This is a genomic window from Geobacter metallireducens GS-15 (genome assembly GCF_000012925.1).
GTDB classification, from domain to species: Bacteria; Desulfobacterota; Desulfuromonadia; order Geobacterales; family Geobacteraceae; genus Geobacter; species Geobacter metallireducens.
Window position 1 is genome coordinate 1,425,356 of sequence record NC_007517.1, and the last position, 22,052, is coordinate 1,447,407.

Annotated in this window: 22 protein-coding genes and 1 other annotated feature (1 of these 23 cut by a window edge); of the genes, 19 read left to right on the forward strand and 3 right to left on the reverse strand. The window is 56.2% G+C overall.

Features of this window, described 5'->3' with window-relative positions; all coding sequences use genetic code 11:
• Positions 1-79, forward strand: a binding site (T-box leader); it begins 177 nt to the left of the window's first position.
• 102 nt (positions 80-181) lie between these two features.
• Positions 182-1,720, forward strand: a complete 1,539-nt coding sequence (locus GMET_RS06370; protein WP_004512102.1) for a 2-isopropylmalate synthase — start codon at positions 182-184, stop codon at positions 1,718-1,720.
• 128 nt (positions 1,721-1,848) lie between these two features.
• On the opposite strand, the gene GMET_RS06375 is transcribed toward GMET_RS06370, so the two are convergent.
• A complete protein-coding gene (locus GMET_RS06375) occupies positions 1,849-2,049 on the reverse strand; it encodes a cold-shock protein (protein WP_004512101.1) in 201 nt (66 codons plus the stop codon).
• A gap of 206 nt (positions 2,050-2,255) precedes the next feature.
• Entirely contained in the window at positions 2,256-3,284 is a 1,029-nt protein-coding gene (locus tag GMET_RS06380) for a TIGR00730 family Rossman fold protein (RefSeq protein WP_004512100.1), read from the reverse strand.
• A gap of 156 nt (positions 3,285-3,440) precedes the next feature.
• On the opposite strand from GMET_RS06380, the gene GMET_RS06385 reads away from it, so the two are divergent.
• From GMET_RS06385 to GMET_RS06410, 6 genes are all read left to right on the forward strand, one after another.
• Complete coding sequence (locus tag GMET_RS06385; protein ID WP_004512099.1) at positions 3,441-4,724, forward strand: 3-isopropylmalate dehydratase large subunit; 1,284 nt, start codon at positions 3,441-3,443, stop codon at positions 4,722-4,724.
• A 75-nt stretch (positions 4,725-4,799) separates the two neighbouring features.
• Positions 4,800-5,327: a 3-isopropylmalate dehydratase small subunit gene (locus GMET_RS06390; protein WP_004512098.1), complete on the forward strand. Its 528-nt coding sequence runs from the start codon at positions 4,800-4,802 to the stop codon at positions 5,325-5,327.
• A 161-nt stretch (positions 5,328-5,488) separates the two neighbouring features.
• Positions 5,489-7,006: a hypothetical protein gene (locus GMET_RS06395; protein ID WP_004512097.1), complete on the forward strand. Its 1,518-nt coding sequence runs from the start codon at positions 5,489-5,491 to the stop codon at positions 7,004-7,006.
• Between the two features lie 5 nt (positions 7,007-7,011).
• Complete coding sequence (locus GMET_RS06400; protein ID WP_011365794.1) at positions 7,012-7,779, forward strand: MlaE family ABC transporter permease; 768 nt, start codon at positions 7,012-7,014, stop codon at positions 7,777-7,779.
• Between the two features lie 90 nt (positions 7,780-7,869).
• Entirely contained in the window at positions 7,870-8,913 is a 1,044-nt protein-coding gene (locus GMET_RS06405; RefSeq protein ID WP_011365795.1) for an MlaD family protein, read from the forward strand.
• A 93-nt stretch (positions 8,914-9,006) separates the two neighbouring features.
• Positions 9,007-9,876, forward strand: coding sequence for a carotenoid biosynthesis protein (locus GMET_RS06410; RefSeq protein ID WP_004512094.1), 870 nt, complete (start codon positions 9,007-9,009; stop codon positions 9,874-9,876).
• A 21-nt stretch (positions 9,877-9,897) separates the two neighbouring features.
• Here GMET_RS06410 and GMET_RS06415 read toward each other — a convergent pair whose 3' ends face one another.
• Positions 9,898-10,656 carry a phosphorylase gene (locus GMET_RS06415; protein ID WP_011365796.1) on the reverse strand — a complete coding sequence of 253 codons (759 nt, stop codon included), beginning with the start codon at positions 10,654-10,656 and terminating at the stop codon, positions 9,898-9,900.
• 246 nt (positions 10,657-10,902) lie between these two features.
• Here GMET_RS06415 and kdsB point away from each other — a divergent pair, with 246 nt between their 5' ends.
• From kdsB to rapZ, 12 genes are all read left to right on the forward strand, one after another.
• A complete protein-coding gene (kdsB, locus tag GMET_RS06420; protein ID WP_004512092.1) occupies positions 10,903-11,667 on the forward strand; it encodes a 3-deoxy-manno-octulosonate cytidylyltransferase in 765 nt (254 codons plus the stop codon).
• An 83-nt stretch (positions 11,668-11,750) separates the two neighbouring features.
• Positions 11,751-13,367 (forward strand): CTP synthase, encoded by a 1,617-nt coding sequence (locus GMET_RS06425; RefSeq protein ID WP_004512091.1) that lies wholly within the window; start codon positions 11,751-11,753, stop codon positions 13,365-13,367.
• 27 nt (positions 13,368-13,394) lie between these two features.
• A complete protein-coding gene (gene kdsA / locus GMET_RS06430) occupies positions 13,395-14,213 on the forward strand; it encodes a 3-deoxy-8-phosphooctulonate synthase (protein WP_004512090.1) in 819 nt (272 codons plus the stop codon).
• A 78-nt stretch (positions 14,214-14,291) separates the two neighbouring features.
• On the forward strand, positions 14,292-15,257 hold the full coding sequence (locus GMET_RS06435) for a KpsF/GutQ family sugar-phosphate isomerase (protein WP_004512089.1): 966 nt from the start codon (positions 14,292-14,294) through the stop codon (positions 15,255-15,257).
• The gene (locus tag GMET_RS06440) at positions 15,257-15,772 is read left to right on the forward strand and encodes a KdsC family phosphatase (protein WP_004512088.1); all 516 of its coding nucleotides are present in this window, start codon (positions 15,257-15,259) and stop codon (positions 15,770-15,772) included. The genes GMET_RS06435 and GMET_RS06440 overlap by 1 nt, the downstream gene beginning before the upstream one ends.
• A 355-nt stretch (positions 15,773-16,127) precedes the next feature.
• Positions 16,128-16,703 (forward strand): LPS export ABC transporter periplasmic protein LptC, encoded by a 576-nt coding sequence (lptC, locus tag GMET_RS06445; protein ID WP_004512086.1) that lies wholly within the window; start codon positions 16,128-16,130, stop codon positions 16,701-16,703.
• A 1-nt stretch (position 16,704) separates the two neighbouring features.
• On the forward strand, positions 16,705-17,214 hold the full coding sequence (lptA, locus tag GMET_RS06450) for a lipopolysaccharide transport periplasmic protein LptA (protein ID WP_004512085.1): 510 nt from the start codon (positions 16,705-16,707) through the stop codon (positions 17,212-17,214).
• A complete protein-coding gene (gene lptB / locus GMET_RS06455) occupies positions 17,195-17,935 on the forward strand; it encodes an LPS export ABC transporter ATP-binding protein (protein WP_004512084.1) in 741 nt (246 codons plus the stop codon). The genes lptA and lptB overlap by 20 nt, the downstream gene beginning before the upstream one ends.
• Positions 17,936-18,029: 94 nt before the next feature.
• Entirely contained in the window at positions 18,030-19,481 is a 1,452-nt protein-coding gene (gene rpoN, locus GMET_RS06460; protein WP_004512083.1) for an RNA polymerase factor sigma-54, read from the forward strand.
• Positions 19,482-19,600: 119 nt separating this feature from the next.
• Entirely contained in the window at positions 19,601-20,146 is a 546-nt protein-coding gene (gene hpf, locus GMET_RS06465; protein WP_011365797.1) for a ribosome hibernation-promoting factor, HPF/YfiA family, read from the forward strand.
• 82 nt (positions 20,147-20,228) lie between these two features.
• Positions 20,229-21,188, forward strand: coding sequence for an HPr(Ser) kinase/phosphatase (hprK, locus tag GMET_RS06470; protein WP_004512081.1), 960 nt, complete (start codon positions 20,229-20,231; stop codon positions 21,186-21,188).
• A 3-nt stretch (positions 21,189-21,191) separates the two neighbouring features.
• Positions 21,192-22,049 (forward strand): RNase adapter RapZ, encoded by an 858-nt coding sequence (gene rapZ / locus GMET_RS06475; protein WP_004512080.1) that lies wholly within the window; start codon positions 21,192-21,194, stop codon positions 22,047-22,049.
• The last annotated feature ends 3 nt before the right edge of the window (positions 22,050-22,052 follow it).

A 22,052-nucleotide genomic window follows, 5' to 3' on the forward strand; every position in this document is an offset into this window, starting at 1 on the left:
GGTCCGCTTCAGTGAGATTTTTACTCACTTGGGGAGGATAAAAAGGGTGGTACCACGGAGCAAAGTCTTCGTCCCTTGTCTGGGCGAAGGCTTTTTTTATTTTTGCGCTCACGTGAACACTGACGGCCTTGATCAACCCGTCGGTGGCATGAGACATCCATCACGCAAAGGGAGGTAGACCATGGCGGAACTGAAGACCATCAAGATTTTCGATACAACGCTTCGCGACGGTGAGCAGTCGCCGGGCAACAGCATGAACATCGATGAGAAACTGCGCGTTGCCAAGCAGCTTCTGAAGCTGAACGTCGATGTCATCGAAGCGGGATTTCCCATCGCTTCCGAGGGGGATTTCGAGGCGGTCAAACGGGTTGCCCAGACCATCAAGGGACCGGAGATCGCTGGCCTTTGCCGTTCCAGCGACAAGGATATCGACCGGGCCTGGGAGGCACTTAAGTACGCAGGTGAGAAGGGGCGTATCCATACTTTTATCGCCACCTCTGATATCCACATGAAGTACAAGCTGAAGATGACTCGTGAGCAGGTGCTTGAGAATGCGGTCAAAGCGGTGAAGCGAGCGAAATCCTACACGCCAAATGTGGAATTTTCCTGCGAGGATGCCGTCCGTACCGACCTGGCCTTCTTGGTGCAAATGGTGGAGGCGGTAATCGACGCCGGAGTCACGACGGTGAATATTCCCGATACTGTCGGCTACACGATCCCCTTCGAGTACTTCAACATCATCCGTCACCTCAAGGAAAACGTTTCCAATATTGAAAAGGCGGTCATTTCGGTCCATTGCCACAATGACCTGGGGCTTTCCGTGGCGAACTCCATTGCAGCGGTTCAGGCTGGGGCAGGTCAGGTGGAGTGTACCATCAACGGTATTGGTGAGCGGGCGGGAAACTGCTCCCTTGAAGAGTTCGTCATGGCTATCAAGACCCGCCACGACATCCTTCCCTTCAGGACGAACGTTGACCACGAACAGATCGTCCCTGCCAGTCGGCTTCTCTCCACTATTACCGGCATCGGAGTTCAGCCCAACAAGGCGATTGTAGGGGCCAACGCCTTTGCCCATGAGTCGGGCATACATCAGCATGGCGTGCTCATGGAGAAATCGACCTACGAAATCATGACTCCGGAATCAATCGGGCTCAAGACGAACGTTTTGGTGCTCGGCAAGCATTCGGGACGTCACGCATTCAAGAAGCGGCTTGCGGAACTTGGGTACGAGCTTTCCGATGAAGACCTGAACCGCGCCTTTGAGCGTTTCAAGGCCTTGGCTGATCTGAAGAAAGAGGTTTTCGACGAGGATCTTGACGCATTGGTTGCAGACGAAGTGATGCGTCCGGCGGAGAAGTTCCGGCTCTCTCATATCACGGTCACGTGCGGTTCCTTTGCGGTCGCCACTTCGACGGTGCAAATGGAGATTGACGGTACGGCGGTGCGAACTGCCGAACTGGGGGATGGCCCGGTTGATGCGACTCTCAAGGCAATCAAGAAGCTGACCAAGACCAAGGCGAAGCTTCAGCAGTATAATGTCGGATCCATTACCGGCGGGACCGATGCCCAAGGCGAAGTGACCGTGCGGGTGACAGACGGCAACGAAACGGTTGTGGGGCGAGGTTCTTCCACAGACATAATTGAGGCGTCGGCAAAGGCTTATATCAACGCGCTCAATCGACTCAATGCAAAGATAGAGCGAATCCACGAAAGTCTGTGATCTGATGTCGGTGAGAGACCTCGGTGGCTCTCGCCGACAGTTGAGATTTCAATGAGGCGCTTGTCTGAAAAAACGAAACCCCGCTGAATAATTCAGCGGGGTTTCGTGTCTGTTAGGGGATGAATCGATTAAGCTTTTTTTACGTTGGCTGCTTGGAGTCCCTTGGGACCGGTGACCACATCGAAGGTGACAGCTTCGCCTTCAGCAAGGGTCTTGAACCCGTCGGACTGGATGGCTGAGAAGTGAACAAACACGTCCTCCCCGTTCTCCTGCTCAATGAAGCCGAAACCTTTGGCGTCGTTGAACCACTTAACCTTGCCCTGTGCCATTTTCCTACCTCCTTTTTTGGTGCCTCCGGATCAGTGCCGGAACTTCGTGGGATGTTGCTAAAGTTTCCGGAGTCTTGGGGCAGGAAAACCGCAAAGCATGTACGTCTTTGTTCTGGTTTTCATTTGCTGCGTAAAGCTTCCGAAACTTGCTACTTTAAAAAATTAACAGCGTATAATTACGTTGTCAAGGTTTTTCCCTTCCGTATTTAGAACATATTGAGCTTTCGGATAAAGGCGATAAGGAGGCCGTAATGCTGGTGATTGAACTGCAGAGAGATGCGGGGCAGTTTCAACAGGTTGGGTTCATCGGCCTCTTCTGGGAGAGGAGCGCAGGGGAGGATGCGGGTCCCCGGCAATCGTAATTCGGGAAACTCATTCTCCAGTTCCTCGATCTGTTCGGGGGTCAGCTCCTTGTTGAGGCGGATGATGAGCCTTCTTTCGAAGAATCGGAGTGAATGGTAATTGCGGTAAAAATCATCGATGACACGGATTGCTTCGTCTTCGTCGCGGGTTATGGTGAAAATGGAGAAGTCTTCCGCAGAGATAAACCCTTTCCCAAGTATGCAATTCTTCACGAAGTCGAACCAGCGATCCCAATAGCCGGTGTTATCGTCAATGAGCACCAGGGGTTTTGGTGAGGTCTTTCCGGTCTGAATGAGGGTGAATACCTCCATTGCCTCGTCAAGAGTGCCGAAACCGCCAGGAAAGACGGCAAGGGCGTTCGATTCCTTAACAAAGGCAACCTTCCGGTTAAAGAAGTACTTGTAGTTGATGAGTCGGGGGTTTTTGAGCATGACTGGATTGGGCTGTTGCTCAAAGGGAAGACGGATGTTGACGGCAAAGGAGTGCTCGCTGCCGGCGCCTTCGTTTCCTGCCTGCATGATCCCCGGTCCGCCACCGGTGATGATCATGAAACCTTTCTCGGCAAGTTTACGGCTGAAACGGACACATGTCTGATAGATAGATTCCTGGGGTTCCGTGCGCGCCGACCCGAAAATGGTAACCTTCCGTTTCTCCCGGTAGGGGGCAAAAACGTTGGTAGTGTAACGCATCTCCTTCATGGTGTTGTTGAGAAGTTTCAGGTCTGCCAGATAATCGCACTCCTGGCCGGACTTGAGGGCGGAAATGATCATCTCACGGATCATCGCCGGGTGATGGATGGCATCGACCTTCTCCATGAGGGTGTCGATCAGAGTGTCAATTTCGCCATTAGTGCGGGTAAAGTTCAATTCCATTGCCTGCCAACTCCCTCTGAAATTTGGGTATGATAGCACGCCATAATCGTGCAAGCAAATGTTAAGCCGGACCGAACAAATATTACGTTGATTTATTAGGGGGCTTTGTTTAGAGTGGCCACCATACTTTCATTACACTGCGAAAGGGTAGTTCATATGGGGAAGACTACAGCGGAAAAAATTTTTGCAAGCCACCTGGTCGATGAGCCGTTTTCCGGCACCAAGGTGCTCCGGCTCGACGTGGTGATGTGCCACGAAATTACCACTCCCATAGCCATTGCCGACCTGATGGCGCGAGGTAAAGACCGGGTTTTTGACCCCACGAAGATCAAGGCGGTGATTGATCACGTCACGCCGAGCAAGGACTCGAAGACCGCCACCCAGGCGAAAATGTTGCGCGACTGGGCACGGCGACACGCCATCAAGGACTTCTTCGATGTGGGGCATAACGGCGTGTGTCACGCACTCTTCCCCGAGAAGGGGTACATCCGCCCCGGTTACACAGTCATCATGGGCGATTCCCATACCTGCACCCATGGCGCCTTCGGTGCCTTTGCCGCCGGTGTCGGCACTACCGACCTGGAGGTCGGTATTCTCAAAGGGGTCTGCGCTTTCCGTGAGCCCAAGAGCATCCGGATCAACCTGAACGGCACCCTTCCCAAGGGCGTTTATGCAAAGGATGTCATCCTCTACGTCATCGGCCAGCTCGGCGTCAACGGCGCTACTGACCGGGTCATGGAGTTCCGGGGACCGGTGGTGGACGCCATGACCATGGAGTCGCGGATGACACTTTGCAACATGGCCATCGAGGCGGGAGGCACCTCCGGCATCTGCATGCCCGACATGGTGACGGTGGAATACCTCTGGCCCTTCATTGAGAACGAGTACCCGTCCAAAGAGGCTGCCCTCGCCGAGTTCAGCACATGGCGCTCCGACGACGACGCTGTCTACGAGCGGGTGCTCGACTTTGACGTTTCTGTCCTCGAGCCGATCGTCACCTTCGGCTACAAGCCCGATCAGGTGAAGCCGATCAGCGAAATTGCCGGTTCTCCTGTTGATCAAGTCTATCTGGGCTCCTGCACTAACGGCCGCCTTGAAGATCTGCGGATTGCTGCCCGGATTCTCAAAGGGAAAAAGATTGCCCCGTCGGTGCGAGGGATTCTCTCCCCGGCCACGCCGAAGATTTACAAGGACGCCATGGCCGAGGGGCTTATCGACATTTTCATGGAGGCGGGTTTCTGCGTCACGAATCCCACCTGCGGTGCCTGCCTTGGCATGAGCAACGGCGTCTTGGCTGAAGGGGAGGTCTGTGCATCCACCACGAACCGCAACTTCATGGGGCGGATGGGGAAGGGGGGGATGGTCCACCTCATGTCCCCGGCCACGAGCGCAGCAACGGCCATCGAAGGGGTGATCGCCGATCCCCGGAAGTACCTGTAATCATGCAAATGGATGGGACGGTAGCCCTTTTGGATACTGGCCACCTGTGACCGACTTTTTCAAGGAGAATGCACCATGAAACAATTTGGCGGCCCCGTACTCTTTCTCGACCGCGCCGATATCAATACCGATGAGATCATCCCGGCCAAGTACCTGACCGAAATCACGAAGGAAGATCTGAAACCCTATATTCTTGAGGACTTGAAGCTCCCGGGCTTCGATCCGAAGGGTGAGAAGACCAGGTCCGCACGGGTCATCGTGTCCCGGGCAAACTTTGGGTGCGGTTCCTCCCGGGAGCATGCACCCTGGGTTTTCGAGGTCAACGGCATCACCGCCGTTATCGCGGAGTCTTTTGCCCGGATTTTCCGACAGAACATGTTCAACTGTGGCATGGCAGCCATCGAGTTGCCGAAGGAGAAGATCGATCTCCTCTTTTCCTTTGACAACTGCCCTGACACCGCCATTGGCATCGATGTTGAGAAGCAGACCCTGACCATTTCGGGAGGAGGAAGGAAAGAGATAATTACTTTCGATGTTTCACCTTTCGACAGGGCCCTCGTCCTCGCGGGCGGGTGGGTCGACTATGCCGACCAGAAATACTGAGCAGTAGATCTACCCCGTGAGCATTTCCGAGAGGCCTGCGTCATACGTGGGCCTCTTTCTCTATGAACGGGCGCTAGAGGGGATTTTTTGTTGACTCACCCCGGTTCATGAGGGTATGTAAGCAGTCTGTACATTTTTTTGACACGGTGGAATTACCCTCCATGCGTCTTCGCATCCTGTTTATCCTCTGTGTTCTCGCGATGTTCCTGGCTGCGCCCCTTGAAGCGTCGGCAGGGGATGAGGCGGAGCAGGGAACGATAGTGACCCTCTGGCCGTTCTTCGACTATCGGGAGAGTCCCGGCAACGGCTTCAGTAATCTTTCGATCCTGGGTCCCCTGATCAAGGTCCAGCAGCAGGGGGGAGAAAGGACAACTGCGGTCCGTCCCTTTGTCTACCGCACCGTCGATGAACGGGAGCATAGCGCAACAACGAGCTATCTCTATCCGCTCGCCTCGTCGCGGGAAGCTCCGGAAGTGTCGACCTTTCAGGTGTTGCAGCTCTTACAGGTTAATACGTTCCGCAAGGATGAGCCGGACAAGGTGAAGAGCGATTCCATGCTCTTTCCGTTCTATATTCGCGGCAAATCGGAAACCTATGGACCGTATACCTCGGTATTTCCGTTTTACGGAACGCTTTATGAGCGATTCTGGCGGGACGAGATCCACTTCACCCTCTTCCCGCTTTACAGTCGCACGGTCAAGAAGGATACCACGACGCGAAACTACCTCTATCCGTTTTTCTCGACCACCTCAGGGGTGGGGGAGAACGGCTTCCAATTTTGGCCCCTATACGGCAGCGCCGCCAAGGAAGGGAGCTACGAACGTCGCTTCATCCTCTGGCCCTTCTACTTCCATGAGCGGAAGGGGCTCGACACGGACAACCCAACGGAGCGGCTCACCGTTTTCCCTCTTTATTCGGCTACCGAATCCCCCCGGCTCTCTTCCCGTACCTATCTCTGGCCTTTTATGGGTTGGACCAGCGACCGGGAGGCGAAGCAGGAGGAGCGACGCTACCTTTGGCCCCTGATCATGACCGCCACGGGCGAAAAGCGAGACGTAAAGCGCTATCTTCCCTTCTATGCCGAGGAACGGAGCAAGGAAACCCTCAAACGGTGGTATCTCTGGCCCCTCTATCGGCACGACGAGCTTGCGTCGGACACCTATTGCCGTGATCGCGACCGTATTCTTTTTTTCCTGTATTCGGACTTGCGGGAGCAATGGCCCGTTGACCACGCAGAACGGCGACGGACAACATTCTGGCCTCTCTTTGTCTTCACTCGGGGCACTCATGGAGTGAAGCAGTTCAGCTTTCCGGCACTTATGGAGCCCATTTTGCCTCAGGAAGGGATCGAGCAGAGTTGGGCTCCCCTCTGGCGGGTCTATATCCAGCGATGGAGCGATTCCGGTGATTCCACTGTATCGTTTCTCTGGAACCTTTACTGGCACGAGCGGAGGGGAAATGATCTGGCTTATGAATTGTTTCCGTTAGTTTCATACCGCTCGGAAGGCACACGGGCCGACGTTTCCGTGCTGAAGGGACTCATTCGGTTACGACAAAATAAAGGGGTGAAGACCCTGAGCCTTTTCTGGCTTCCCTTCGGCATAACCTGGGATGCGAGTGGAGAGGCTGCGGCTGGACAGGAGAGCACTATGACGAACAGTGCGAGGCTTGAACCGTGACAGGCATGTTCGAGCGCGTAGGGAAACGGGTGATTGCGTTTAACGAAATCGTGGGAGAGATGGTCATGCTCCTCTGCCAGACCGTCTGGTTTTTTCGTGAGGCGCCGCGCAACATCCTGAGCATCTTTACCCAGATGTCGATCATCGGTTACGAAACGCTGCCGATGGCTTCAGTCATGGCATTCTTCGTGGGGATGGTCCTGGCGCTCCAGACCGGGGCCGAGCTTCAGAAGTATGGTACCCAGAACATCATCGGCGGCATTGTGGGGCTCTCCATGGTTCGGGAACTGGGGCCGGTCATGACGAGCTTTTTGGTGGCCGGGCGGGCCGGATCAGCCATGGCGGCCGAGATCGGGGTCATGAAGGTCTATGAGGAAATCGACGCCCTCAAGACCCTCGATATCAACCCCGTGCGCTACCTTGCCATGCCACGGCTTATCGCCTGTCTCATCTGTGTTCCGGCGCTGGTCATCTACGCCGATTTCGTGGGGATTCTGGGGGGGGCGCTCCTGAGTCACCTGCATCCGAAGATTTTTATTTCCTATTCAACCTATTACGACAGCCTCAATACGGCGCTCAAATTGAAGGAGATCGGTGCCGGGCTTCTCAAGGCCACGGTGTTTGGCTGTATCATCGGGGTGGTGTCGTGTTACACCGGTTTCAAGACTACCGGAGGGGCCCGGGGAATCGCCCAGTCCACCACCAGGGCTGTGGTCCTCTCATTTATGCTGATTCTGGCGGCTGATTATTTTCTGACGAGGCTTCTGCTCTGAACAGTCGATTTCAATCGGGGAATTTCATGGTTTGCGAAAATGGTGTGCAATGCGGCCGCCCAGGCCGGTGCGGAGGGGGCGCGAGGTATTATGTCTATTGAAAAAAAGGTCGGATTTTTCTTTATAGCCGGACTTGTGCTTCTCGGGGTGATGCTGGAGCTTGGGGAGAAATGGAATCCCTTTCAAAAGGCCATTCCGTACAAAACCTACCTTTCAAGCACCACAGGTCTCAAGTTGGGCGATCCGGTCCGGCTAGCGGGAGTGGAGGTCGGCAAGATCACGAAAATTGCCATTGCCGACAGCCGGGTTGAAGTGGCTTTCGAGGTGAAGCCCGGTACTGCCATCAAAGCCGATTCGGTGGCAACCATCCGGCTCACCAACCTCCTCGGAGGTCAGTTCCTCGGTCTCTCCTTCGGGTCGCCCGACGCACCGGTGCTACCGCCCGGCAGTGCGGTCAAGAGCCGTGAGACCGCCAATATCGACGTCATCGTGGATAACGTAGGTGACCTCGCCAAGGACGCAAAAGTCTTGATCAAGGACCTGACCGTCAATCAGAAGGAGGTGTTTCAGAAGGTCTCCTCCATGCTTGACGAAAACCGGGGGAACCTGCGGGGCGCCATCGAAAACATGAACAGTATCACCACCAAGATGGACCGGGGACAAGGATCGCTGGCCCTCCTTCTCAACGACAAATCCCTCTACCGCAACACCAACGAGCTGGCGGCGAGCATGAAGAACGTCACCGCGAAGATCGAGAAGGGGGAGGGGAGCCTCGGCAAGTTCGTCAACGACGATGCCTTCTACCGTGATGCCAAGGGGGCCGTGGCGAATCTGAACGACGGAGCCAAGGACATCAAGGAGATTGCCGCCAAGATCAACCGGGGTGAGGGGAGTGTTGGCAAGCTCGTGAACGACGAGAGCCTCTACAATGAGCTCCGGGACGCTTCAAAGAACGTCGGAGAGGTCGCCAAAAAAATCAACAATGGGCAAGGTACCCTCGGCAAGCTCGTGAATGACGATACCCTGTACCGCGACACCACGGCAGCCATGAAGAAGCTGGACAAGGCGACCGAGGGGCTGTCCGACACGGGCCCCATTTCAGTCATCGGAAGCATGGTGGGGACGTTGTTCTAGCGCGAAGAACGGATGAAATGTAAAACATGAGGTACTATTGGGGCGCGGGGTCGCATGATGCGGCTTCCGCGCTTCGTTTGTCAGGAGGGATGAATGGAGGATGTTTTCAGAATTGCCGCCGGGACCGTTACGATGCGCCCCTACGTTTTCGCGTTTTTCGCCGCTTATCTGGTGGCAGCCGTTCCCCATCTGGGGTGGCGCAAGATAGCTCTCTTCACGGTTGTGGGATACCTCACCGCATTTCTTTCCGAGTTTAGTTCCATAACTACCGGCATTCCCTACGGATGGTACTATTACATCGACGTGACCCGCGACCGGGAACTCTGGATAGCGGGGGTACCCTTTTTCGATTCACTCTCCTATGTCTTTCTCACCTACTGCAGCTATGCCACTGCCATTTTCGTTGTTGCGCCCATCAAAGCGTGGCGCTGGGATCTGGTGACGCTGGAGACCCGCTCCCTACGCAACTCCTTTGCCGTTCTCTTTCTGGGCTCCCTTTTCCAGGTCTTCCTCGACATCATTATCGATCCAGTGGCGCTCCAGGGGAGCCGTTGGTTTCTGGGGCAAATCTACGGCTACCGGGAGGTGGGAGCCCATTTCGGAGTCCCCCTTTCCAACTATCTCGGGTGGTGGCTCGTGAGTTTCATGCTCGTCTTTGCGCTGCAGCGAATCGACGCCTGGGGCGGCAGCAGTCGGAGCGAACGACCGGCAGGGGTGGCGAATCCGCCCTTGCGCGCCCTTTACGGGCCGATCCTCTATGTCTCGGTCCTTGTTTTCAACCTCAGTGTGACCCTCTGGATTGGCGAGCGCCTCATGGCGCTGACCGGCCTTTTCATCATCATCCCCGCCATGGCAATATCGACAGTGACTATTATCCGCCGCACTAACCGATACCGTAAGGAGGAACTGGCGGAACATCTGAGGGACTTCCCCTGGTCTGTCGCATCGGCCCGCAAGGGATAGACGGAGGGACTGTCCCGCCCCTTATCCGCGGGAAAGAAACTCTGCGGTTGCCAGAACCCCCTGGGCGAGCCGTTTGCCGGCGATGCGGGAGTTGCGGGCAAGCCTCAGAAGCTGGGGGATGATCCAGGGCTTTCGGGCGATGGTCGCCAGCACTTTCCGGGGGCGGATTGCCATGTCATCGTCGGTGAATTCGTCGAGGGAGAAGGAAAGCTCTTCTTCAGCGTCGTCGCTGATGGCGCGAAGGGCCACGATTGGTATCCCGCGCCGGTGGGCTGCCTCGGCCACTGCGGCCGTTTCCATGTCGAGAATCGGCGAGGATATTCCGTTCGGGAGTGAATGAGCCAGATCGCCCTTCTTGAGAATCCGGGCGGATGTGATAATTTCACCCCGGGTGACCCCGTTGCATATCCTGTTGAGCTCTTCGGCCAGCTTTTCGGCCAGGTTCCGGTCGATTCCCCTGCGGAGGACAATCCCCTCCGTACCGGCAAACCAGCTTGTCATTCCCACCGCCAGGTCTCCCACTTTGAGGCCGGGCAACGCGGCACCACCAAAACCGAAGGAAAGGATGGCGACCGGCGAGGCTGCAGCCACGAGCGCATCGGTTGCCGCTGTCGCCCTGTCGATCCCCATCCCTGATTCCACGAGAACGATGTCATCATTGCCGACCCGCAACCGCCAAATGGGGAATCTCCCGCCGTGCAAGCGTGCCGCAGGGCTTGCCAGTCGGAGGAAAGGCCGTATCTCGTCGGGCATTGCCGCAATAAGTCCGATAGTACCCATGGGCGGCACTGTACCAAAGGGAACCCCGTGCGGCAACGCATTTCATCCCTTGACACGCTACGGCCTTTGAGGTAGCGTTATCCGTCCCACCTGCCGAAGGGACACAATCCTAGCAGCAGCAAATCTTTTGCCCCCATCAGGACTATTGTCGGTTGTCTTATTCAGCGCTCAGTGCCGGGCATCATCGATGCGTGGCGTTTATGCGTGCCGTCGTGTTTTGTGTGGGGTGGAGCCGGAACTATTGTTATGAAAATAACAGCAATCATTCCTGCCAGATACGCCTCGACCCGTTTCCCCGGCAAGGCTCTCGCCGAGATCATTGGCAAGCCAATGGTTCAGCATGTCTACGAGCGGACAGCCAAGGCCGGTCTGGTGTCCGAGGTTATTGTCGCTACCGATGACGAGCGGGTTGCCGAAGCCGTTCGTGCTTTCGGAGGCCGGGTGGAAATGACTTCCGCGACCCACGAAACAGGTACCGACCGTCTTGCCGAGGTTGCTGCCCGCATCGATGCAGATATCATTGTGAACGTTCAGGGTGATGAGCCCCTTATCGAACCTGCCATGATCGACGAGGCAATTGCGCCTCTGGTTGCCGACGCATCGATCCGGATGGGGACCCTCAAGAGCCGTATCAAGTCGCTGCACGATTTCCTGAGTCCCAATGTGGTTAAGGTCGTAACCGATCGCGAGGGAGATGCCCTGTACTTCTCCCGTTCGCCTCTCCCCAACTTCCGCGACAAGTGGAACGACCTGAAGGACGAGGCGTTCGTCACCGGACGGCTTTTGTGTTACAAACACGTGGGGCTCTATGTCTATCGACGCGACTTCCTCCTGGCGTTCGCCCGGATGGCGCCCACTCCCCTTGAGCTTGCGGAGAAACTGGAGCAGTTGAGGGTTTTGGAGAACGGCTTCCGCATAAGGGTGGTGGAAACGTCCTTCGAGTCGATCGGTGTCGATACGCCGAGCGATCTGGATAAGGTCGTCGAAAAGTTGTCGAGATTCCAAATCTGAAGGTTCGCGGGCACGAGGGGACGGTTAAAGCAGGCAATCCCCTTTCTGATGTCCCTTACCATTGGCTTGTTTTAGGAGCATTCATGAAAACCAAGTTTATCTTTGTGACCGGTGGAGTTGTTTCCTCCATAGGCAAGGGGCTTGCCTCGGCATCCCTCGGGGCTCTCCTGGAGGCCAGGGGCCTGCGGGTTTCCATGCAGAAGCTCGACCCCTACATTAACGTCGATCCCGGTACCATGTCCCCCTTCCAGCATGGTGAGGTTTTCGTTACCGATGATGGCGCCGAAACCGACCTGGACCTTGGCCACTACGAGCGCTATACGTCGGCACGGCTTTCCAAACGGAGCAACTTCACCACGGGCCAGGTCTACTTTTCGGTCATCGAGAAGGAGCGTCGCGGCGATTACCTGGGAGGGACCGTCCAGGTAATTCCCCACATCACCGATGAGATCAAACATAAGATTCTCGAGAATGCCAAGGGTGCCGATGTGGCTATCGTTGAGGTCGGGGGCACCGTGGGGGACATCGAGTCGCTGCCGTTCCTCGAGGCGATCCGCCAGTTCAAGGCCGACCGTGGCGCAGGCAACGTTCTCTATCTCCACGTGACGCTCGTTCCCTACATCAAGACCGCCGGCGAGTTGAAAACCAAGCCGACCCAACACTCGGTCAAGGAGTTGAGGGAAATTGGCATCCAGCCCGATATTCTCATTTGCCGCTGCGAGAAGGATCTGCCCCACGACATGAAGGCGAAGATCGCCCTCTTCTGTAACGTGGAGGAAAAGGGGGTCATCACCTCCGCAGACGCCGAGCACATCTACGCAGTCCCCCTCGCGCTCCACAAACAGGGGCTCGACGACCAGGTGGTGGACAAGCTCAACATCTGGACCAAGGCCCCGGACCTGGCCCCTTGGGAAAGCGTAGTGGAGAAGCTCCGCAACCCGCTCAAGGGCGAGGTTCACATTGCCATCGTCGGTAAGTACGTGAACCTCACCGAATCGTACAAATCCCTTGCCGAGGCCCTAACCCACGGCGGGATCGCCAATGACTGCCGCGTTTACCTCCGCTACCTCGATTCCGAGAAGCTGGAGAGCGAAGGCCTCGGCGGTCTTCTGGACGACGTCGATGCCATTCTCGTGCCAGGCGGGTTCGGAGAACGGGGGACCGAAGGAAAGATCAAGGCCATCGAGTACGCCCGGACCCGGAAAGTTCCGTTTTTCGGCATCTGTCTCGGCATGCAAATGGCTGTTGTCGAGTATGCCCGCAACGTCTGTGGCCTTGACAACGCCTTCTCCAGCGAATTCCGACCCGACTGCGCGAATCCGGTCATTCATCTTATGGAGGAGCAGAAGGGGGTGGAGCGCAAGGGAGGAACCATGCGGCTTGGGGCCTATCCCTGTTCACTCTCGAAGGGGACCTTCGCCCACCGGGCCTATGGCTCCCTTGACGTCTCCGAGCGGCACCGCCACCGCTACGAATTCAACAACGCCTTCCGGGAGATTCTGGTTTCCAAAGGGCTCGTCATCTCCGGCATCTACAAGGAGGGTGACCTCGTCGAGATCGTCGAGGTGGCGGATCACCCCTGGTTCCTTGGCTGCCAGTTCCATCCGGAGTTCAAGTCCAAGCCCCTCAATCCCCATCCGCTCTTCAGGACGTTCATTGCCGCTGCCCTGGAACACCGGGGCAAGAGATCACAGGCTTAGTTCATCTGTCTAGGTACCGAGGTTCCCATGACCCGAGAAATCGCCATTGGCAACGTGAAGATGGGGGGCAGCCGTCCCCTGGTGCTCATCGCCGGTCCCTGCGTTATTGAAAACGAGACGGCGACGCTCCGCTGCGCTGAACGCCTTATGACCATCGTGAACGGGTTGTCGATCCCGCTCATTTTCAAGGCTTCCTATGACAAGGCGAACCGCACCTCGGTCACCGCCTTTCGGGGACCGGGGCTTAAAGAGGGGCTGCGCATCCTCGCCAAGGTCAAGGAGTCTCTGGGCCTTCCGGTTATCTCCGACATCCACTCCATCGAGCAGGTGCAGCCTGCGGCAGAGGTTCTCGACATTCTTCAGATTCCGGCGTTTCTCTGCCGCCAGACCGATCTCCTGGTGGAAGCAGCCCGTACGGGATGCGTGGTGAACGTGAAGAAGGGGCAGTTTCTTGCCCCGTGGGACATGGAGAATGTGGTCGGCAAGATCGTTGCCAGTGGGAACGAGCGGATCATCCTCACGGAGCGCGGTGCCTCCTTCGGCTACAACAACCTGGTGTCCGACATGCGGAGCCTCCCCATCATGCGGCGGTTCGGTTTTCCGGTGGTTTTCGACGCAACCCACAGCGTCCAGCTCCCGGGGGGGCAGGGTGGTTCGTCCGGCGGACAGCGAGAGTTCGTGGAGTATCTTTCCCGTGCCGCGGTGGCAACGGGCATTGACGGGGTATTTCTGGAGGTTCACGAGGAGCCGGACAAGGCCCTTTGCGACGGCCCCAATTCGGTCCCCCTTGACGACCTTCCCGTTCTGCTGAAAAAACTCAAGGCCATAGACGCCATAGTAAAATAGGAGTCTGGAGCGGGCGCCCTGGAGCAGGTAGATGCATTTACCGGTTTCTGGTCCTCGGTCCTCGATCACGGATTTCAGATGATTATCGAAGAAGCACGCAAAGTCATCCGCATTGAAGCGGACGCCCTCATGGCTCTTGCGGATTCCATCAATGGCGAATTTGAGCAGGCCGTTCGCCGCATCCTTTCAACCAAGGGGAGGGTGGTGGTGACCGGTATGGGGAAATCGGGCCTTATCGGCCAGAAGATTGCCTCCACCATGGCCTCCACCGGCACTCCCGCCTTCTTTCTCCATCCCGCCGAGGGAATCCACGGCGACCTGGGGATGATCATGAAGGGTGATGTGGTGATCGCCATCTCCAACAGCGGCGAGACCGACGAGGTGGTGCGAATCCTTCCCATCATCAAGCGGCTCGGTGCTTCCCTGATCTCCATGTCCGGTAATCCGAAGTCGTCCCTGGCAAAGGCCGGTGACGTATTTCTCGATATATCGGTCAAGGAGGAGGCATGTCCCCTGGGACTGGCGCCTACCGCTTCCACGACGGCCACCTTGGCCATGGGTGACGCCCTTGCCGTGGCGCTTCTGCTCGAGCGTGGATTCCGTCCCGAGGATTTCGCACTGTTTCATCCCGGGGGCTCCCTCGGCAAGAAGCTCCTTCTCACGGTGGGGGATCTGATGCACGCGGGCGATGCCGTGCCGATCGTTACGTCCGATACACCCATGCGGGATGCGCTGTTCGTGATCAGCTCCAAGGGGCTCGGCGTCACCGGGGTAGTAGACGGGAGCGGGGCGCTTCTGGGGGTAATTACCGACGGCGACCTCCGCCGGGCGCTCAGCAAGGGGCTCGCGGTTTTGGAGTTGCCGGCCGGCGAGCTCATGAGCCGCAACCCCAAGCGGATCAAGCGTGGTGAACTGGCTGCCAAAGCCCTTCAGCGGATGGAGCAGTATTCCATTACTTCACTGTTTGTCTTTGAGGGTGACGACGATGCGCAACCGGTTGGAGTCATCCACCTGCATGACCTCCTTAAAGCGGGGCTGGCCTGATGAAAGAGCGTCTCAGCAAAATACGGCTTCTTCTCCTCGATGTGGACGGCGTCATGACCGACGGTCGGATTATCTTCGATTCCAACGGAATTGAGAGCAAATTCTTCAACGTCAAGGATGGTCATGGCATCAAAATGGTTCAGAGGGCAGGGATTGAGGTGGGAATCATTTCGGGCCGCGGGTCGGTGGTCGTGTCTAACCGGGCTGCGGAACTGGGGATTTCTCTTGTCTACCAAAAGTCCCTCGACAAACTAACCCCGTACCGGGAGATTCTGGGAAAAACCGGATTCACCGATGATCAGGTTGCCTTCGTGGGAGATGATGTCATCGATATCCCGGTGTTGCGCCGGGTCGGCTTTGCGGCGGCTCCGGCCGATGCCGTGGAGGATGTTTTTCCTCATGTCCACTTCACTACCCGCAATCGCGGTGGCTGGGGAGCCGTTCGCGAAGTCTGTGATCTGCTGCTCAGGGGGCAGGGGAAATGGGATGAGATAACAGCACGTTATTTTAGTTGATTTTCAGCTTTCTCGCCTAAGGTTCATTCCACCCATCAACTCCCTCCTGCTGGTTACGCACCCAACTCTCGGCTTACGAAAATTACATCAGCCCATACTCAAGGTTTCTGTAAATTTCTGTTAAGGCAGATAGCACTTTTCCCGATAAGCTCTGTATATGCAGAGGATGGCCATGTTCAACTCAGGAAGAGAGAGTTGTGGAACGTCTTCGGTCCATTTTCCCCATAACATAACGGTATTTGCCCAGTTTGTGGCGAGAGTAATGCAATCTTTCAATCTCCGTGCCAAATTTCTCCTTGACATCTAGAATCTCCTTTACAGTGATTGGGCGAGATGGTATACTTCGGCAAAATATATGGTAAAACCCAATAAAATCAGGCATATTCTTGCCTCTGTCATTGTTCTTGCTACTCTCTATATTGCCGTTTCTCTGGCGTTGAAGCTTGGGGCGGGTGGCAAGAAAGATGAGGGGTTGCCGGCCCTTCCTCGCAATGTGGAGATATCCCTCAGCAAGATTCATTACACTGAAACCAAGGATGGTGTCAGGCAGTGGGACCTCTACGCGGGCAAGGGTGAATACGACAAGGCGCGGGACGTTACGAGGTTGACAGATGTGCGTCTGGTGCTTCATGAGAGAGGCAAGAGCGGCGAGATAACTCTTGTTTCAGATCAGGCCGATTACTTCAATGCCGCGAAAAATGTGGCGCTTACCGGAAACGTCGTGGCAAAGAGTGAGTCCGGCATGGAGTTTACCACGGGGCGGGCATCCTACCAGTCGAACCGCTCCCTCGTGGTGACCGATGACAGGGTAAGGTTTACCGATGGTGGGATGAGCGTCTCTGGCGTGGGAATGGAACTATCCGTCAAGACGCGTCAGGTGAGGATTTTGAGAGACGTAACCGCGACTGTCGCGCCGGGGAAAAAGGGATAATATGAAACGAATGCTCACGGTGCTGCTTTTCCTCGTGGTGGTATCACTGGGGACCGCGCATTCCGCACAACTCCCAAAGGGGGGGCGGCAAGGGCAGCCTATTACCATTAAATCCAATGAACTGTCCACGGACAGCAGGCATAATACGGCAACATTCACCGGCAAAGTCATCGCTCGCCAAGGTGATCTGACGATCTACGCAGACAAGCTGGTTGTCCACTACAAGGCTGATGGTGGCGATCTCGACAGAGTTGAAGCATCGGGCAACGTGCGGATCGTCCAGGGAGATCGCCTCGCCACGGCTCGCGACGGGGTCTACCAGAGTGCCGAGCAGAAGATCGTTCTGACCGGCGACCCCAAGGTTTTTCAAGGTGAGAATACGGTGTCCGGCAAAGTCATCACCTACTTTGTAGACGAAGAGAAAAGCATTGTCACGGGCGGTCCGGACACAAGGGTAGAGGCGGTCATTACGCCAAAGGAAAAGGGGAAGGATGGCGGCCAACAGCGCTGATATGGTTTTGCAGGCGCATGGCCTCCGGAAGGGATTCGGCAAGCGTGTCGTCGTGAATGGGGTTGACCTGCGGGTTGCCACCGGCGAGGTGGTGGGGCTGCTGGGACCCAACGGCGCTGGAAAGACCACCACGTTTTACATGGTTGTGGGGCTCTGCCGACCGGATGGGGGGCAGGTCTTTATCGGCGACGAAGAGATTACTGCTCTTCCCATGTATCAGCGTGCGCGCATGGGGATCAGCTATCTCCCTCAAGAACCATCAGTTTTCCGTAAACTTACGGTGGAAGAAAACATACTGGCCGTGCTGGAGACTATGGATCTTTCGTCATCTGAACGGCGTGATCGAGCTGCGGAGCTTATCGGCGAGTTCAAGATTGATCATATAGCAAAAAGCAAGGGATACGCCCTCTCCGGTGGGGAGCGTCGGCGGGTCGAGATAGCACGGGCACTGGCCACGGATCCCCTTTTCATCCTTCTTGACGAACCTTTTGCCGGCATCGATCCCATTGCGGTGATCGATATTCAGGGGATCATTACTGAATTGAAGGCGCGTGGAATAGGGATATTGATCTCTGACCACAACGTGAGGGAGACCCTCGGTGTATGCGATAACGCCTACATCATGAGCGCCGGCGAAGTGATAGAGTATGGCGATCCGGTCAAAATTGCCGGAAGCAAGCAGGCCCGGGAGATTTATCTGGGAGAAAAATTCAGGCTTTAATCGTTTCAGTATCCATGGTGAGCTACGCCTCAGGCGTCACGGGGCGGGCGTTTCTGATCCTGCAGCATGAAACTGTTTCTAGGGTGTTCCAGCTATGGCCATTGAAATGCGTCAACAGATGAAGCTGACCCAGCAACTGGTGATGACTCCCCAGTTGCAGCAGGCCATCAAGCTTCTCCAGCTCTCACGGCTTGAGCTTCAGGATCTTGTCCGTCAGGAAATGGAGGAGAATCCGGTCCTTGAGGAAACCCTCGAACTGGAGGAACCCAAAGAGCAGGACCAGTTGGAGCAGTCCGAAAAGGAAGAGACACCTTCTGGTGAGGACAACAAGGAGTTCCAGGAGGTGAAAGCGGGCGAGGAAACGCTGCGCGAAACCGACTGGGACAGCTATCTCGAAGGTTATAATTTCAGCGCGGGCGAGCAGTATTACGACGACGAAGATCGCCCCTCCTACGAAAATGTCCTGACCCGCAAGGGCACGCTCGGTGATCACCTCATGTGGCAGTTGAGCCTCACCCGGTTTTCTGACGTGGAGACGGCGGTGGGTGCCGAGATTATAGGCAATATCGATGAAGACGGCTATTTCCGTGCCACAGTGGAGGAAATTGCGCGATCGCAGGGCGTTGACGAAGCCCTTGTCGAGACATGTCTCAAAAAGGTTCAGGAATTCGACCCCATGGGGGTTGGTGCGCGGGACCTCAGGGAGTGCCTCCTTATTCAGGTGGAACAGCTTGGAATGGGGGGAAGCGTCGTGGAGGGGATCCTGCGTCATCACCTCCACGATCTTGAAGCCCGCAAATACAAGCAGATTGCCAAGGCCCTCGGGGTCGACATCAACGATGTCCTCATGGGGGCGCGGATCATTGCCGGGTTTGATCCCAAGCCGGGGCGGGTCTATGGCTCCGAGGACGTCCACTATATTTCCGCCGACATTTTCGTTTACAAGATCGGAGAGGATTACGTGGTGGTGCTGAACGACGAGGGACTCCCCAACCTCCGGATCAGCCCCTACTACGCGGGAGAAGCCAAGGCGAGCGGCCAGGTTGATGCCAAGGCCGAGGAATACATCAACGACAAGGTCCGTTCGGCCATGTGGCTCATTAAGAGTATTCACCAGCGGCAGCGGACCATTTACAAAGTGGCCAAGAGCATCTCCAAGTTCCAGCGCGATTTTCTCGACAAGGGGATTGAATATCTTCGCCCCCTGGTGCTCCGCGATGTGGCCGAGGATATCGGCATGCACGAGTCGACCATCAGCCGCGTCACCACCAACAAGTACATGCAGACCCCCCAGGGGCTCTTCGAAATGAAGTATTTCTTCAACAGCGGCATTTCCACGGGAGAGGGTGATTTCATCGCCTCCGAGAGTGTCAAGAACAAGATCAAGGAAATCGTCGAGGCCGAGGATCCCCGTAAGCCTTACAGCGACCAGCGTATCGCCGATCTTCTGTCGGCCCACAGCATTAACATCGCCCGGCGCACGGTCACCAAGTACCGTGAGATGCTGAGAATAGGATCGTCTTCGGAGCGCAAGCGGCATTTCTGAGCCGTTGCGCGCCGTATATTATTTTCTTTCGACGTTTCGGGTTGAAGGTTTGCATTTTCGTGATTTAAGAGAATTAAGGGGCAGGTGACCCGAAACGCATCTACCGCAAGGAGGAAGTTATGCAAATTACCACAACGTTCAGGCACATGGAGCAGAGCGATGCCCTCAAGGGCTACGCTGCCGAAAAACTGGAAAGGGTTAAGAAATATATTGACGAACCCATTACCGCACAGGTCTTCCTCACCGTGGAGAAAATCCGCCACATGGCCGAGGTGACCCTGACCGCAAAGGGAGTCACCATCAAGGCCGCCGAAGAAACTAACGACATGTACGCTGCCATTGACGCTGTCGTGGACAAGATCGAGCGCCAGCTCCGGCGGTATAAGGAGCGCCTTAAGAACCACAAGCCGGCCGTCGACAATCGAGCCCTCGAAGTGCAGAAGACCATCCTTACTGCCGAGAGTATCGACCAGCAGCAAGAGCCGGTTATTGTCCGCAGCAAGACCATAACCATCAAGCCGATGTCCGTCGAGGAGGCGGTTATGCAGATGGATCTCCTCCACAAGGACTTCCTCGTTTTCACCGATTCCACCACCGAAGTCATCAATGTCGTCTACCGTCGCAAGGACGGAAACTACGGTCTCATAGAGCCGTCGCGCAAATAAAGAAGGATGCGCCGCGCCGCTGATTTGATTCGCGTGCGCGGCGCCCTTCCCTTTGCCTTGCGGCGTGGAGGGAGATCAGCAGTTGAACACCATCAGCCTCTCAATCGAAGACCTCCTCAATGACACGGAGTACGGTCTCGACCTCTCCCTCGTTGCGGGAAGGGGAGGGGTCGGCCATCGTGTGTTCAGCTCTCGCATTCAGAAGCCGGGCCTGGCCCTCACCGGGTACACCGACCACCTCCATCCGGACCGGGTACAGGTGCTCGGGAATACCGAAATATCCTACTTGCGCCAGCTCCACGAGGAACTTGCTACGATTTTCGTCGACAAGTTCTGCGAATACCCTATTTCCTGCATCATCGTCACCAAGGGGCTTGATCCGCCCCAGTTCCTCAAGGATGCGGCCGAACGCGAAGCAATCCCCCTGCTGGTGACGCCACTTCAGTCGTCAACTTTTATCTCGCTCATTACAAAGTTTCTTGAGGAGCGGCTTCTCCCCACGACCCATATCCATGGTGTGCTCGTGGACGTTCTCGGCGTGGGCGTTCTGCTGCTGGGGAAAAGCGGCATCGGCAAGAGTGAGTGCGCTCTTGACTTGGTCATACGTGGTCACCGCCTCGTGGCAGACGACGTGGTGTTCGTGAAGAAGAAGATGCCGGCAGCCCTTGTTGGACAGGCTGCTGAGGCAATTCAGTATCACATCGAAATCAGGGGACTTGGCGTCCTCAACATCAAGAACCTTTTCGGCGTCTCCTCTATCCGTGAAAAAAAGATCATTGAGATGGTGATCGAGCTGGTTGAGTGGGACCCTCAGCAAGAATATGACCGTCTCGGCCTTGACGACGAAGTATATACCATTCTCGATCTGGAGCTCCCCTACATCAAGATTCCCGTCAGACCCGGACGCAACCTTACCTCCATCATCGAGGTGGCCGCCCGCAACCATCTCCTCAAGGGAATGGGTTACCACTCGGCCCGGGAGTTCCAGGAGAAGCTCCTGGCTCGGATGGAAAACCGTCCTCTTGGGGATGAGGTGGAGTAGCCGATGCGCGTTCTGGTAATCTCCGGTCTGTCCGGTTCGGGCAAGTCGACGGCGGTTCGCGTTCTGGAGGATGAGGGGTTTTTCTGCATCGACAATCTTCCGGTTCAGCTCTTTCCGACGATCATCGACCTGGTCAACAAAGCCCAGGAGACGGTGCCGGGGGTGGCTTTGGTCATGGACATCCGGGGGAGGGATTTTCTCAAGGGCTTCGAGAAGATCTTCCAGGAGATTGATGATGCCGGACACACCATTGAGATCATCTTTTTCGATGCAACCGACGAAGTTCTGATCCGGCGCTTCTCCGAGACCCGCCGGCGCCATCCCGCCCTGGAGAGCGGCTCGGTCCCCGAGGGCATTCGTTACGAACGCGAGCAATTGTCAGGGCTCCGACGCCTTGCCACCCTCGTCATCGACACGTCGGAGCTGAACGTCCATCAGCTCAAAGAGATGGTGCTGGCACGGGTGAAGGGAGAGGCCGGTGCCCGGAGGATGACGATCCATCTCCAGTCGTTCGGCTACCGGTACGGGATTCCCCTGGAGTCAGATCTGGTTATGGATGTCCGTTTCCTATCCAACCCGCATTTTGTGCCGGAGCTCAAACCCTTGTCGGGGCTGGACCCCGGCGTCCGGAACTTCGTTCTTGAAAAACCCGAGACTACCCAGTTTCTTGCCCGGTTCGAGGGGCTTCTCGAATATCTTCTTCCCGCCTATCAGCGGGAAGGAAAATCGTATCTTACAATCTCCATCGGCTGCACCGGCGGCAGACACCGTTCCGTCGCTCTTGTCGAAGAGCTCCGCCGATTCTTCGACCGCGCAGGCATTGCGGTGAAGGTGAGCCACAGGGATATGGAAAAGGGATGAAAA

Coding starts and splice junctions, on each gene's coding strand:
- GMET_RS06370 (WP_004512102.1), top strand. CDS start 182: ATGGCGGAACTGAAGACCATCAAGATTTTCGATACAACGCTTCGCGAC.
- GMET_RS06375 (WP_004512101.1), bottom strand. CDS start 2,049: ATGGCACAGGGCAAGGTTAAGTGGTTCAACGACGCCAAAGGTTTCGGC.
- GMET_RS06380 (WP_004512100.1), bottom strand. CDS start 3,284: ATGGAATTGAACTTTACCCGCACTAATGGCGAAATTGACACTCTGATC.
- GMET_RS06385 (WP_004512099.1), top strand. CDS start 3,441: ATGGGGAAGACTACAGCGGAAAAAATTTTTGCAAGCCACCTGGTCGAT.
- GMET_RS06390 (WP_004512098.1), top strand. CDS start 4,800: ATGAAACAATTTGGCGGCCCCGTACTCTTTCTCGACCGCGCCGATATC.
- GMET_RS06395 (WP_004512097.1), top strand. CDS start 5,489: ATGCGTCTTCGCATCCTGTTTATCCTCTGTGTTCTCGCGATGTTCCTG.
- GMET_RS06400 (WP_011365794.1), top strand. CDS start 7,012: ATGTTCGAGCGCGTAGGGAAACGGGTGATTGCGTTTAACGAAATCGTG.
- GMET_RS06405 (WP_011365795.1), top strand. CDS start 7,870: ATGTCTATTGAAAAAAAGGTCGGATTTTTCTTTATAGCCGGACTTGTG.
- GMET_RS06410 (WP_004512094.1), top strand. CDS start 9,007: ATGGAGGATGTTTTCAGAATTGCCGCCGGGACCGTTACGATGCGCCCC.
- GMET_RS06415 (WP_011365796.1), bottom strand. CDS start 10,656: ATGGGTACTATCGGACTTATTGCGGCAATGCCCGACGAGATACGGCCT.
- kdsB (WP_004512092.1), top strand. CDS start 10,903: ATGAAAATAACAGCAATCATTCCTGCCAGATACGCCTCGACCCGTTTC.
- GMET_RS06425 (WP_004512091.1), top strand. CDS start 11,751: ATGAAAACCAAGTTTATCTTTGTGACCGGTGGAGTTGTTTCCTCCATA.
- kdsA (WP_004512090.1), top strand. CDS start 13,395: ATGACCCGAGAAATCGCCATTGGCAACGTGAAGATGGGGGGCAGCCGT.
- GMET_RS06435 (WP_004512089.1), top strand. CDS start 14,292: ATGATTATCGAAGAAGCACGCAAAGTCATCCGCATTGAAGCGGACGCC.
- GMET_RS06440 (WP_004512088.1), top strand. CDS start 15,257: ATGAAAGAGCGTCTCAGCAAAATACGGCTTCTTCTCCTCGATGTGGAC.
- lptC (WP_004512086.1), top strand. CDS start 16,128: ATGGTAAAACCCAATAAAATCAGGCATATTCTTGCCTCTGTCATTGTT.
- lptA (WP_004512085.1), top strand. CDS start 16,705: ATGAAACGAATGCTCACGGTGCTGCTTTTCCTCGTGGTGGTATCACTG.
- lptB (WP_004512084.1), top strand. CDS start 17,195: ATGGCGGCCAACAGCGCTGATATGGTTTTGCAGGCGCATGGCCTCCGG.
- rpoN (WP_004512083.1), top strand. CDS start 18,030: ATGGCCATTGAAATGCGTCAACAGATGAAGCTGACCCAGCAACTGGTG.
- hpf (WP_011365797.1), top strand. CDS start 19,601: ATGCAAATTACCACAACGTTCAGGCACATGGAGCAGAGCGATGCCCTC.
- rapZ (WP_004512080.1), top strand. CDS start 21,192: ATGCGCGTTCTGGTAATCTCCGGTCTGTCCGGTTCGGGCAAGTCGACG.